The sequence below is a fragment of the Kitasatospora sp. NPDC058184 genome (assembly GCF_042883725.1).
GTDB lineage: Bacteria > Actinomycetota > Actinomycetes > Streptomycetales > Streptomycetaceae > Kitasatospora.
Genome location: NZ_JBHVVE010000003.1, coordinates 422,141 through 434,795, shown reverse-complemented (window position 1 = coordinate 434,795; position 12,655 = coordinate 422,141). Strand labels below are relative to the sequence as shown.

The following is a 12,655-nucleotide window of genomic DNA, read 5'->3' as shown; positions in this document are numbered from 1 at the left end:
GGGGCGAGCGGCGCCGCGGCCGACTCGGCTGCGGCGCCGCCTCCGTGGGCGTGGTTGCCGTGCTACTCCGCCGGCTCGCGCCAGGCGGCGACGAGATCGTGGAAGCGCGGGAAGCGGGGGCCCGGGACGGTCTCGCCGCTGACCGTCTCGCCGTTGAGCCAGCAGATGTCGAAGACGTCGGTCTCGGTGTCGAGCAGGCAGCACACACCACCGGTGGCGGCGGTGAGGTCGGTGAACACCTTCCTGACGCTCGCGGACCGCGCGAACATCCGGCTCATGCCGGAGGTGGCCGCGGTGAACTGCAGCGACGCGAAGTCCGGGTGCCACGCGGGCGAGAACCTGACGGACAGGTAGACATACCCGACCGACACCCGTCCCCGCTCGTCGACCCGGTCGAAATCGTCGAGGAAGAACTCGCGCACCGCGTCGTCGACACCGATGGCGATCGAGGTGTCCAGTTCGAGCGTGCCGCCTGCCGAGCAGTCGACGGGTTCGCTCCTGAACTTCGAGGTGAACGGCACGGTCAGCTGCTCGCCGCCAGGCAGGGTCACCGGAAGCGGTGGTGTGTCGCGGGCTTGGGGTGCGAGCTCGGCCAGCCGGTTCAGTGCCCTTGCGACGTTCCGAGGAGGCGTGAAGATCTCGTAGCTGTAGTCCAGCCCCATGACGCCCCGTCTCCCCTGTCCTGAACCGGCATCCTTTCACGGCACGGACCGGTCGCCCAGGCGATTCCTGGGGCGGCCGGCTTCGTGGCCAACCGACACGATGCGCCGACCAGTGGATTGTCCGTTCCGGTTACAGCCTGGTTCCCGCTCCGTCGTAGATCGTTTCCCAGCCGGATGGTCCATGGTGTTCCTGTGCGTGGTGTTCGAGGACTGATGGCCCGCACCTCAACAAGGGGGGCGGGCCATCATGCGGACCGGAGCGCTCACATCCTTGCGAGCCACCTGGCGGCGCACCCGGCGTCCACGGCCGGTTCTCAGGGACGCCTGGAATCCTGGCACTTGAGCACGGCGGGCGGGGTGGCGCCGTCGTCGAGGCAGATCCTGACGGTGGAGGCACCGCCGGCAACATCCGCGGGGATTGCGGCGTTGTAGTTCTCGCTTGCGCCGCAGACGACGCCGGTGTGAATGCTGCCCAGTTCGCTGCCGGAGGCGGAGTAGCTCGTCGCCGTGGTGTCCCGACAGCCGGACGAGTCCTCGGACTTGCCTTGCCCGCTCAGGCCGACCGAGCGGTTGTACCAGGTCAGGGTGCCCTTCGTGGAGGTGTTTCCGTAGATGATGTCGAAGTCGGTGGTCGGGAAGGCGGCAGGAGGCGCGGCGGCGGGCGACGACCGGCGGGCCTCGTCCGCCCCGCCGGTCGTCGCCGTCGGGGCGAGCAGGCGGTGGACCAGCAGCCCGCCCGCGACCACCCCGGCCAGGGCCGCCGTCGCCCCCACCACCCAGGCGACCCGGTGCCGGCTCCGGCCCGCCGCCGGGGCCGCCGACGGCTCCCCGGCCCCGGCGGCCACCACCGCCTCACCCACGGCCTCTCCTGCCGCCACCGGGGCCGCCACTTTGGCGGATGCCGCCCCCGCCCGCAGTTCCTCGTCCACCCGCGCGCGCAGGGCGAGCGCCTGGTCGAGGTCCCCCTCCGCCAGCCGGTAACAGGACCAGAGCGCGCGGACTGCCGCCTCCGGCGCCGGGTGCCGGCCGTCCGGGCTCTCGTAGCGGGAGACGGTGGTCTGGGCGATGTTGAGCCGTCGGGCCACCGTCTTCTGCGGCAGTTCCCCCGCGCGGGCCCGCCACTCGCGCAGCGTCCGCGCCAGCTCCACCCGCGCCGACGCCCCGTCCCCGACGCCCTCTGCCTCCGGCCCGGTGGCTCCCCTGTCCGGCATCCGTCCGCTCCCCTCTCCTTCGGCCCGTGCATATCCGCAGCTCGGAGCGCACGCATACCCGACTGCATACGAATGAGTAACCATCTGATCGCGCAGCGTAGGAGTCGGCGGCCCGGCCGTGCAACGCTGACGACCAGCCGGTGAAACCCCCGGCGAATCCCACCCCCCTCCCGTACCCGGGCATTCGTATGCCGCCCCGGGGCACGGGATGCACTCGAAGGAGTCACCGATGTACCCGACCCGTCACCTCACGCTCCCCACCCTCAAGCAGCGCACGGGCCGCGCCGTCGCCCTCGCCGTGCTGACGGCGGCCGCGCTCACCGGGACCGGCGCGGCGGACGCGCTCGCCCTCCCGGCGACCCCGCCCGCCGCCGGCTCCACCGCCACCGCTGACAGCAGTGCCACCGTCACCGGCGGGACCACTGCCGACGCCGACGCCCTGCGCGAGGGTGCCGCGGCGCCGGCGGCAGCCACCCTGCGGGACCGGATCGCGGCGGCGGCGCGCGGTCAGATCGGGGTCGTCGAGAGCAGCTCGGCCTGCCAGAAGTACCTCACCGGGAAGGGCCAGACCTGCCGCAACACCTCCTGGTGCGCGGCGTTCGCCGAGTGGACCTGGCGGCACGCCGGGGTGAAGAGCGTCCCGACCACCCTGCTCGGGCGCGGGGTCGGCAAGTGGGGGCAGGAGCACCACCTGTTCCACACCGGCTCGCCGAAGCCCGGTGACCTCGTCGTCTACGGCCCGCCGGCCTACGAGCAGGGCGGCCACGTGGGCGTGGTGGTCTCGGTGAACCGTGACGGCACCCTGGACACCGTCGAGGGCAACGTCAGCAACAAGGTGGCCCACCGCCACATCGACCCGCGCACCGCCAAGGGCGGCGTCAAGAAGTGGAAGATCTCCGGCTACGTGACCCCGCCCGGCGCCTGATCCCCACCTCCGCGTCCCGGCCCGGGGCCGCATCCTCCGTGGGGTGGAGGGGCGGCCCCGGGCCGGGGGGTTCGCGGGCGGTGCGGCTGGGGGCGGGGCCCCGGGCCCGGTCACGGTGTACGTCCTGGCGACCAAGCCGTAGCGTTCCGGGGGCAGTTGTCGATCCCTGCTCTCCGGTTCGACGCGGGGCAGCGCACCTTGGCGGACGTCCGGGGGGCGTGCCCGGTGCTGGAACTCCCGGTCGCGCGGGCCGTCTTGGGCACGGTCGGCATATCGGGGCGAGGTGGTGGACAGCTTTACTCCCGTACCACCCTCATGTGCCTGCCCGGCCGTCACTCTGCTGTCGGGCGGGTCCCCCACCCTGATGATGCGGAGACCACATGGCTCGACGACGTTCCTTGCCCCGGCTCGGCCTGGCCGTCCCGGTCGCGCTGGCGCTGACCGCCTCGCTCGGCTTCCTTCCCGCCTCGGCCTCGGCGGCGCCCCGAATACCGTCCGCCGCGCAGGCCGAGGACGCGCACACCCTGTCGTACGTCGTCAACACCAGGACCGACCACCGCACGATCGCCGAGGTGCAGCGGGCCATCACCGCGGCCGGCGGCACCGTCGTCGTCACGTACGACGGGATCGGCGTCATCGTCGCCCACTCGGCGGACCCCGGCTTCGGCGGGCGGCTGCGCGCGGTGCGCGGTGTGGAGTCGGCGGGTGCCACGCGGACCGCGCCGCTGAGCGCGGCGGGGACCACCGAGGCGGGTGCCGTGCGGCGCCTGTCCGAGGCCGAGGTGGCGACGATCGCGAAGACGTCCGGCAGCGGCACCGAACCCCTCGAAGCCGAGCAGTGGGCCCTGCGGGCGATCGGCGCGGACAAGGCCGCGGAGATCAACCCGGGCAGCAGGGACGTCACGGTCGCCGTCATCGACACCGGCGTCGACGACACCCACCCGGACCTTGCCCCGAACTTCTCCCCCTCGCAGTCCGCGAACTGCGCCAGCGGCAAGGCCGACACCACGTACGGCTCCTGGCGGCCGGTGGACGCGAACTACTTCCACGGCACGCACGTGGCGGGCACGATCGCCGCCGCCCGCAACGGCGTCGGCGTCGCGGGCGTGGCACCCGGAGTGAAGGTCTCCGGCATCACCGTCTCCCAGCCCACCCCGCGCCAGCTGATCTACGCCGAGAGCGTCGTCTGCGCCTTCGTGTTCGCCGCCGACCACGGTGTGCAGATCACCAACAACAGCTACTACGTGGACCCGTGGCAGTACAACTGCCTGGACGACCCCGACCAGAAGGCCATCGTCGACGCGGTCAACCGCGCCCAGCTCTACGCGCAGCGCAAGGGCACCCTCAACGTCGCCGGGGCCGGCAACGCCAACCACGACCTGGCCTCCGACGGCTTCACCGACGGCGGCAGCCCCAACGACTCCACCCCGGCGAGCCGGACGGTCGACCCGCACAGGTGCTGGGACCTGCCCGCGCAACTGCCGGGCGTCGTCACGGTCAGCGCGACCGGCGCCAAGGGCGCGAAGGCGTACTACTCCAACTACGGACTCGGCGTGATCGACGTCGCCGCGCCGGGCGGCGACCAGTACCAGGCCTCGGACACACCGTCCAAGGAAGGCGGCATCCTGTCGACGCTGCCCGACAACCAGTACGGCTACGAGCAGGGCACCTCCATGGCCACTCCCCACGCCTCCGGTGTGGCCGCGCTACTGAAGTCCGCCCACCCGGAGGCGACCCCGGCCCAGTTGCAGGCACTGCTCAAGGCCCAGGCGGACAACCCGGGCTGCCCGGCCGGTCCGAACGGCGACGGCGCCGCGGACCCCGTCTGCGCGGGCGGCAAGCGCGTCAACGGCTTCTACGGCTTCGGCATCGTCAACGCGCTGCGCGCGGTCGAGTAGCGGTCGAGCAGCCGGCACCGCGCCCGTCCCGTGCCCGAACGCGCTGACGCCCCCGGCTGTCCAGGCCGGGGGCGTCGGCGTTCGCGGCACGCCGGGTGCGCGCCACGCCCCACAGGTCGGGCGGTAGGCCCCGGGACCTTTCGGGCGGGTGCGGGCATTGAACGTCAACTACGCTGCTGTCACCATCAGTTGGCCGATGCAGGACCGGTCCGCCGAGCGGGCGCGGATACGGGGAGGGAGGCGGCGAGGGTGCGGACGGCAACACGGATCGCGGCGGCGGTACTGGCGGTGGCGCTCCTCGCCGGAGCGGCGGCGCTGACGTGGACGCTGGCCGCGGAGCGGATGAGCGCGGCCCTGGGGTTGGGCCCGTCGGACGGCGTCGTCGTGGTGGAGGACTGCTACGAGGTGTCCGACAGCGAGGGCTACAACGACGGCACCAACTGCAAGGGCCGCTTCACCCCCGCCGGCGGCGGCGCGGACCAGGCCCGGCCCATCGTGGTACAGGACACGAGCGGAAAACACCGGGCCGGCACCCTGCTGCCGGTACGGCTGGCCAAGGGTGTGGCCCACGAACCGTCGGCGTCACCCGCCATCAAGTACGGCATCGCCGCCGCCATGATCCTCGTCCTGGGCACCGTGTCGGCCGGCTGGCTGCTGACGACCGCCTGGCGCGGCCACGCCCCGGAGGGCAGCATCCTGCTCACCAGCGCCGGCGTCGGGTTGATGGCCGTCATGCTCCTGGGCATCGCCGCCGGCCTGCTCGCCGGAATCGTCGCCCTGTTCCTCTGAGCCGGATCGGCAGCCCGTCATGCGGCAACCGCTCGCTGCCGCGACTCGGGCGGGCACTTCATCGGTGCGGCCACGACCGAGGCCCCCTTCATCCGACGGTCCCGCTCCGACAGCGATCGAGACGTCAGTCGCCATCGACACCGGCACGCCGGCGCAACGGGGGGACGACGAGCGAGAGAGCACCGATGGCAAGCAGGACCAGAGCTTGTATCGACGCGGTAACTGATCTGGCGTCGTGCAGTGGCCAGGCCCAGATGCCGGGCCTGTTGTGCACCAGACCGAAGGAGGCGCACAGGAAGGGGAACAGCGCAGTGGCCGCCGTGGCGACTCGCCCTCCCGCGAGCCAGCGGATGATGAGGGCGAGGCCGAGGTAGCCGGCGAAGTCGCGGGCCAGGGCGGTGGCGGCGCTGCCCGCGCCCGCCGTGGATGCCACGACGGCGGCCAGCGCGCAGACCACGACACATGCGGCCATGAAGGCCGCGTCCCATCCGCCCACGGCGCGGACCGCGACGCGCTCCGCGACAGCGTCGGCACGGGCCTGGCCCTCCAGGATCAGGCAGACGGGAACCAGCGGAAGGAGCGAGGACATGGGCAGGTCGAACGTCAGCCCGCCGATCACCACCGGGATGGGGACCATCACGGAGTCGGCGCCGCTGCCCAGCAGGATGCAGGAGAGCAGGCCGACGGCGACGGCGGGAACGTACCTGATGCGCAGCCACCAGATCATCGGACCGCCTGGAAGGAGGGCGCGCCCGGCTGGTGGTACTGCGCGGGGTCCAGGACCGGCTTGACGTCGCAGCGACCCAATGTGTCCGCGTTCTTCCGGAACCACGCGAGCTGTTCACCCTGCGGGAGTGTCATGACCTGACGGGCGATCTGCACCTCCTGTGGCCGGTAGCTGCCTTCGACCGTCCTGGGGGTGACTCCGGCCGTGAGCTTCAGCCAGGACGACAGTGGGGCGACCGCCTCCACGCCGGGCCAGCGGGCGAACGACTCCTTGGCGCAGTCGGGAGCCCCGTTGGGGATGTACCCCAGCGCGACGAGTGATTGCACCTCGTCCTTGCCGGGCCGGGCGGATAACGGTGCCACCGTCAAGGGCCGTGCCAGACCAACGGCTTGGAGACGCTGGTGGGCCTCGACCGCCCAGTCGGTGATGCTGGTGGCGTCGGCCCGCTGCTCGGGCCACAGGCACACCCGTGGCGCCGCCGTGGTGCAGGTCTGCTCGCTTTCCGGACGTGCTTGCGCCGCACGGTATCCGAGAGGTGCCGCGATCCCCGCCCCTGCCGTCGCCGTGGCCGCCAGTGCCAGGACGGCGGTCAGCCGGTAGTTCCCGCGCAGCCTCGTCCAGATCCAGGCGGCGACCACCATCCCGACAGCCACGACGGTCGGCGCGAGGACCGCCCGGGTGGCCGGCAGTTGGTCCAGCGCGCAGCACTCGGTGAGGTTCCGACCGTTGAGCTGACGGACCCAGAAGGCGTCGAGGGTCGACGGGTAGGCCATCCAGAGGAAGCTGGCGACGAGGGTCAGGGGCACGGCGAGCAGCCGCGGCAGGACATGTCCGAGCACGTAGCCGACCACGGCGTGCGCGAGGACGACCAGCAGTTCCAGGAGGATGACGACGGGGGTGGACCAGCCCGGAACCCCACCGGCCTGCGGAACGAACAAGGCCAGGGCGGCCAGGACGGAGACCGTGCCGAGGGCCAGGGTCGGGGCCAGAACGGAGAGGGCGATGGCGGTGGCGGAACGGGCGGGTGCCGTACCGAGGACCGCGGACCGGCGCACCTTGAGGCCTTCCCAGGCCCCGCAGGCCGCGACGGCGGGTGCGGTGAAGCTGAGCAGGAAGCTGCTCTGGGCGGTGACGGAAGGCCAGTAGCCGTCGGTGATCCAGCCGGTCATTCTGCCGCTGTACATCGTGATCCACACGAGCAGGACGGGCATGGCCCGCACGGCTGACGAGATCCGGAAGATGGTGCGCCAGGGCACGGTCAGACCTCCCCGGTGACGATGCCGGCATAGGCGGTCTCGGCACGGCGTTCCGCGGGGACACCGTGCGGCGCGAGCGTCAGGAAGGACTCGATGGGCCCTTGATGACGCACCTTTCCCTGGTCGAGGACGACGACCGAGTCGTAGGTCTCGGCCAGGTCCTCGGTCTGATGAGTGGAGACGACGAAACTCGTGAGGTGGCGCAGCTCGCCGATCAGTTCCCGGAAGACTCCGCGCTGGACCGGGTCGAGTCCCGCCGTGGGCTCGTCCAGGAGCACGACCTGGGCGTCGTGTACCAGGGTCTGGGCGATCCCCAACCGTCGTAACTGTCCACCGGAGAGTTCCCCGCTGCGCCGGTCCGCGAGCGAGGTGAGCCCGACCTTCTCGATGGCCTGCCGGGACCGCTCCCAGGCCTCGCTCCGCGACATGCCCTTGAGCCAGCCCGCGTAGGCCGCCTGTTCCCGCACTCGCAGGCCGGGCACCGGCCGCACGTGCTGAGGGAGCCAGCCGACCTTCCGACGGTAGGCCTTGAGGTCCTTGGAACTGCTCGTGTCCAACCCGTCAAGGGTGATGCGACCGGCCTCGGGCCTGAGAGCGGAGGCGATCAGGCCCAACAGGGTCGACTTGCCGGCGCCGTTCGGGCCGAGCAGCACGCTGCACCCTTCTCCCAGGCGGAGGCTGAAGGAGTCCAGGACCCGGGAGCCCTTGCGGTAGCCGAAGGAGCAGTCAGTTACTTGAACAGGCATGATCACCGATCCGCTTTGCATTCTGAGCTGGTGAGAGATGTGGTGCCGCGTCACCCGGACGCTTTCCCACAGACACGTGCAGCATCGGCTATCCCACTGCACGCCGGTCCGGGCGGTTGACACAGCCGGGGCATCCATGCGGGCGCCGGCACGTGTCGGAGCGTTCCTCCCCGGAGATGGCGACGGAAGCATGCTCACATCCGTTGATCTGCACCGTCTTCCTTCTGGAGGGCTGTGCCGCGAGGCCTGCTACGAAAGTTCGGATCCGATGATGCCGTACAGATCGGCGCGGGGCCCGGCTTCGGCCGGTGGTGCGGAACCGGGCCCCGGGCGCGGGCGTCCGTCCTTCTCGACGGCGGCCGGTGATCATGGCTGCCGGCCGCCGCCCTGGAAGGAGCACCGTGACGGACCGTACGTCGAAGAGCGCGTCGCCCGCCGGCCGGAGCCGTTGGCGGCTCGCCGCGCTGGTCGGGTGCGGGGTGCTGCTGCTGGGCCCGGCCGGGCTCGCGGTGGTGCGGCTGCTCGGGTGGGACGACGGCACGGTGCTGGCCCTGCCGATGGCCGGGCTGCCGTACGCGGCGCTGCTCAGCGTGCTACTGCTGGCGGTGGTGGCGGTGCTGCGCGCACGGTGGCTGACCGGGGTCGCGGCCGCGCTGGTGGTGCTGCAACTGTGGTGGCTGGTACCCCGGTTCGTCCCGGACGGGGCCCACGCGCCCGCCGACGCGCCCCGGCTGCGGGTGGCGACCAGCAACAACTTCATGGGGCAGGTCTCGCCGAAGTCCCTGGTCGACCTGGTGCGCGAGCAGCGGATCGACGTGCTCGCGGTCGAGGAGCAGAGCGACTCCGCCGCCGACGCCCTGGACGCGGCCGGCATCCGCACCCTGCTGCCCCACCGGGAGCGGCCGGCCGGCACCGACACCGCGCTCTACACCCGGCTGCCCGTCGGCTCCACCGCCGACCCGGCCTGGCCGACCACCAACCTGACCGTCGACGTCGGCGGCCGCCCGGTGCAGCTCGTCGCCGTCCACACCTACTACCCGCTCGGCGACGCCCGCCGCTGGGCCGAGGACCTGCACGGCCTGCGCGCCGCCGCGCCCGGACGCAACCACAACGCGGTCCTGCTGGGCGACTTCAACGCCACCCTCGACCACAAGCCGATGCGCGACCTGATCGGCACCGGCCTGACCGACACCCACGAGGAGCTCGGCGCGGGCCTCTTCCCCACCTGGCCCCAGGACCACCCCGACTACCGCGTCCCGGCCGTGATCCAGATCGACCACATCCTGCACGGGCCCGCGCTCACCGCCGTCGACGTCTCCGAGCACGCCCTGCCGCGCAGCGACCACCGCGCCGTGGTGGCCGAACTCGCCGTCCTGCGCTGAACGCCGAACCCGGGCAGCCGGCGGTACGGAACGCCCCGCACCACTGCCCCGGGGTCACCGACCAGCCGCCGGAGCGGGAACCACCGCCCCGCGCGCGATGCGGGCGCGGCCGTCGGGCGGCAGGACGACGAGGTACTGCCGGTCGGCGTCCTCCACCCGGGCCAACGTGACGGACCTGCCGACCGCCGCGAGCGCCTCGGCGGCCGGACCGGCCTCCTCCGTCATCAGATCGAGCCGGGTGTGGGACTGGAGGTCCGTTGTCGGGCCGGTGATCCAGATCGCGATCGACGCACCCCGGCGCAGCGCGGCGAGCAGGTCCGTACGCAGTGGCGCGTCGTCGGCGTCCCGCAGGAGCAGGTCGTGCAGGCGTTCCTGTCCGCACGGCCGGGACGGCGCGGCCTCGGCAAGCGCCCGGCACTTGTGGCACGAGCCCGGGTACTGCGGCTCGAAGAGGTTCAGGAAGCGCCTCAGGTACCGGCCGCGGATCCCGCACAGGGTGCGGCCCGTGCCCCCGGCGTGCTGGACACCGGGCACGCCCAAGACCCCGACCGCGGGATAGTCGGCCGGCTCGCACGCGCCGGCGAACGACCAGGTGGGGCCCGAGGCGCCACTGTCGGGAGTGTCGATCATGCGGAGCAGCATGGCACGCCCGGGACCGCCCGTTCCCGCGCGCCCACCGCGAACTCCGGTCGGCCGTCCCGAAGGGCGCGTTCCACCCGGCCGAGCCGGCCCCCTGCGGCCACGGGTGCGTCGAGGACAACAGCTGCGCGGGGACGGCGGCGGCCCGGGTGAACACCGAGACCGGGAACCGGGTGTCGAAGTACTGGTTGCTGCTGGGCTTCCCCGGAATCCGTCCCGCCCGCCAGCGCTGCCCGGCGGTTCGGGACGCTGGAACGGCGACATGTGCCCTGAGCTGCGCGTTCGGCGGCGCCTGGAAAGCCGCGGCGGAACGAGCAGGGCACTGGAACGGGTTTCGGGACCGGGGAATTCACGGAACTGGCGCACGGGCTGACGGACCGTCCCGTCGCCCGCGCACGGCCGGCAGGCCGACCCCGGCCAGCGCCGCGATGCCGAGGGGTCCGGCGGGGGAGCGACTACCTGCTCGACGTCGGCCGGATCCACGCCGCCTTCGTCACCGACACCCGAGACCGCGGCGAGACCCGCGGCCCGCTCGACCTCGTCCCCGCACCGGCGAGGAGCGCAGCGCGGTGCAGCCGGCGGCGCGTGCGTCCGGGTGCGGGGCTGTGGCCGACGAGGTCCCCGTGGGCAACGGTGCCCGAACCGACGGTGGCGAGCCGTCCAGGTTCGCACGGCCCACGGAGCAGGGCGGGAGGGCAGGTGAGAGCGGTTGGGGTGGAGAGCCATGCGGCGCCGGAGGGGTGACCCCTCCAACGGCCACCGCCAAGGCGGTGGCCCAGGAACGGCTTGGCGTGCTCCTGGACGGTGGTGGCCCACCGGCCGCGGCTTGACGGGACGCCACCGGGTCGCCGGGAGCACGGACGGTTCTGATTCCCGAATTCCGATCGCCCTCCATCTTTCCGGTTTCTCCGCAAACGACTGCTGCCTAGACCTCCGGATACACATGGGCTGGGGCTGGACAGGCATCTGCCACTATCGTGTTCCGAGGCGACAGCCCCTGGCGAATCATTCGATCGGAGTTTGCCCCCATGTGGAAGATCGCCCTCCATGTAAACGTCATGACCGTGACGATCGGCATGCTGGCGGCCCTCACCTGCGCGTTAGCCTTTGCGATCGCCTTACGCAAAAATAGGCGACTGATGGTGCGAATCTCCCAGGTATCCACCGTTATCGCATCCGCCGTCATCCTCTACATCACCCTTCGGCCACAGGGCGGCTGGGGGAATATCGGCCACAGCGGTCGGAGCCTCAACCTCACCCCGGCCGCATTCCTTGACGATGCCGCGCAACCTCACAGCCTCGCCTGGGAGGAGCTCATCCTCAATGCGGCGATGATGCTCCCGCTCGGAGTCGTCGCGTTCACCGGGTTCAGTCGCCGCCTCTTCGGCCTCGGCTTCGGCTTCGCCCTCTCCGTCGCCATCGAATCGGTGCAGTGGCTGACCAAGAGCGGCCGCTCTTCCGACATCATGGACGTCGCGGGCAATACGGCCGGATACCTCCTGGGCGTTGCCCTGCTTCTCGCTGCGCACAGGATCCTCTCGCTGGGCACAGCGAACCGCACCCAGCAGAAGGACCGCGATGGAACGACGGTGACCCGGTGACCCCAGTGCCGCGGGAATCGAAATCACCCACTCGCCCGGCCGACGCGGTCGTCTGCGCACTCGCCGTCCCGGCGGGGTTGGCGCTGGGCGTCGTGGCCCTGGTCGCCGACACTGTCCCCGGTCAGCTCGGTTCCATTCTGTCGGTGGCCGCCAGCACTGGCGTCGCCTGGGGAGTGGGAGCCGGGATTCTGGGAGCAGCCTGTCAGAGGCTGCTGACAGCGGCCTGCGCAGGCGCGCTGATCATGGTCCTCGCCGTGCTCACCTACTACGGCGGGAACGCCGTAGTGCACATCAGACCCAGCGCCGGCAGCGGCTATCTGGTGGACAAGACCGGTTTCTGGGCGATGGTGGCGGTCGTCGCCGGTCCCGCCGCCGGCGCGCTTGGATGGCGGATCACCCATGGCACCGCCCTCGCCAAGTCGTTGGCCGCGGGCGTCCTGGGGGGCCTGGTGGTGGTCCAGGGCCTCTACGCCTGGAGTCCGACGCGGTCCTACATGTTCGGTGGTGACGCGACCGCACGAGTCTGGATCTCACTGCTGCTGATCGCCGCGCCGCTCGGGGGCGCCCTGTGGGTGAGTCGCGGCCTGAGGCTGGCTGCCGCCTTCGGCTCCTTGGTCTGCACGTCGGCGATCGGGTTCTTCCTGTGGAGCACCGCGCAGTCGCTCCACCTGCTCCGATCGTGGTGAATTCTGGCCGCCGGGCCAGAATTCACCTGCGACATATCACCCATAAACCCGCGCGGCCAAATCATGACATTCCATTTTCAATTCCGCAACACATCCCATCCGGCAAAAATCGGCATCTCGATACGGATATCAT

General features: G+C 71.7%; 12 protein-coding genes. 6 read left to right on the top strand and 6 right to left on the bottom strand.

Annotated features, from left to right (window positions below; all coding sequences use genetic code 11):
• Positions 1–62: 62 nt before the first annotated feature.
• Together ACFVXH_RS08310 and ACFVXH_RS08305 are read right to left on the bottom strand one after the other, a co-directional pair.
• Entirely contained in the window at positions 63–662 is a 600-nt protein-coding gene (locus tag ACFVXH_RS08310; protein WP_387821515.1) for a hypothetical protein, read from the bottom strand.
• A gap of 314 nt (positions 663–976) precedes the next feature.
• On the bottom strand, positions 977–1,873 hold the full coding sequence (locus ACFVXH_RS08305) for a helix-turn-helix domain-containing protein (protein WP_387821512.1): 897 nt from the start codon (positions 1,871–1,873) through the stop codon (positions 977–979).
• Positions 1,874–2,102: 229 nt separating this feature from the next.
• On the opposite strand from ACFVXH_RS08305, the gene ACFVXH_RS08300 reads away from it, so the two are divergent.
• From ACFVXH_RS08300 to ACFVXH_RS08290, 3 genes are all read left to right on the top strand, one after another.
• On the top strand, positions 2,103–2,798 hold the full coding sequence (locus ACFVXH_RS08300) for a CHAP domain-containing protein (protein WP_387821509.1): 696 nt from the start codon (positions 2,103–2,105) through the stop codon (positions 2,796–2,798).
• A 380-nt stretch (positions 2,799–3,178) separates the two neighbouring features.
• On the top strand, positions 3,179–4,696 hold the full coding sequence (locus ACFVXH_RS08295; RefSeq protein ID WP_387821506.1) for a S8 family serine peptidase: 1,518 nt from the start codon (positions 3,179–3,181) through the stop codon (positions 4,694–4,696).
• Positions 4,697–4,945: 249 nt separating this feature from the next.
• Positions 4,946–5,485, top strand: coding sequence for a hypothetical protein (locus ACFVXH_RS08290; RefSeq protein WP_387821503.1), 540 nt, complete (start codon positions 4,946–4,948; stop codon positions 5,483–5,485).
• A gap of 124 nt (positions 5,486–5,609) precedes the next feature.
• Here the strand turns inward: ACFVXH_RS08290 and ACFVXH_RS08285 are convergent, their stop codons facing one another.
• The 3 genes from ACFVXH_RS08285 to ACFVXH_RS08275 are packed head-to-tail and all read right to left on the bottom strand — an operon-like array spanning position 5,610 to position 8,214.
• Positions 5,610–6,212, bottom strand: a complete 603-nt coding sequence (locus tag ACFVXH_RS08285) for a hypothetical protein (protein ID WP_387821500.1) — start codon at positions 6,210–6,212, stop codon at positions 5,610–5,612.
• Entirely contained in the window at positions 6,209–7,468 is a 1,260-nt protein-coding gene (locus ACFVXH_RS08280; protein WP_387821497.1) for a hypothetical protein, read from the bottom strand. Before ACFVXH_RS08280 ends, ACFVXH_RS08285 begins: the two co-directional genes overlap by 4 nt.
• Positions 7,469–7,470: 2 nt before the next feature.
• Positions 7,471–8,214 carry an ATP-binding cassette domain-containing protein gene (locus tag ACFVXH_RS08275; protein WP_380739715.1) on the bottom strand — a complete coding sequence of 248 codons (744 nt, stop codon included), beginning with the start codon at positions 8,212–8,214 and terminating at the stop codon, positions 7,471–7,473.
• Positions 8,215–8,615: 401 nt separating this feature from the next.
• On the opposite strand from ACFVXH_RS08275, the gene ACFVXH_RS08270 reads away from it, so the two are divergent.
• Positions 8,616–9,596 carry an endonuclease/exonuclease/phosphatase family protein gene (locus ACFVXH_RS08270; protein WP_387821493.1) on the top strand — a complete coding sequence of 327 codons (981 nt, stop codon included), beginning with the start codon at positions 8,616–8,618 and terminating at the stop codon, positions 9,594–9,596.
• 54 nt (positions 9,597–9,650) lie between these two features.
• On the opposite strand, the gene ACFVXH_RS08265 is transcribed toward ACFVXH_RS08270, so the two are convergent.
• The gene (locus ACFVXH_RS08265) at positions 9,651–10,226 is read right to left on the bottom strand and encodes a hypothetical protein (protein WP_147408964.1); all 576 of its coding nucleotides are present in this window, start codon (positions 10,224–10,226) and stop codon (positions 9,651–9,653) included.
• 1,037 nt (positions 10,227–11,263) lie between these two features.
• On the opposite strand from ACFVXH_RS08265, the gene ACFVXH_RS08260 reads away from it, so the two are divergent.
• Together ACFVXH_RS08260 and ACFVXH_RS08255 are read left to right on the top strand one after the other, a co-directional pair.
• Positions 11,264–11,836 (top strand): VanZ family protein, encoded by a 573-nt coding sequence (locus ACFVXH_RS08260; RefSeq protein WP_387821489.1) that lies wholly within the window; start codon positions 11,264–11,266, stop codon positions 11,834–11,836.
• A complete protein-coding gene (locus ACFVXH_RS08255; RefSeq protein WP_387821486.1) occupies positions 11,833–12,522 on the top strand; it encodes a DUF6518 family protein in 690 nt (229 codons plus the stop codon). Before ACFVXH_RS08260 ends, ACFVXH_RS08255 begins: the two co-directional genes overlap by 4 nt.
• Positions 12,523–12,655 lie beyond the last annotated feature (133 nt).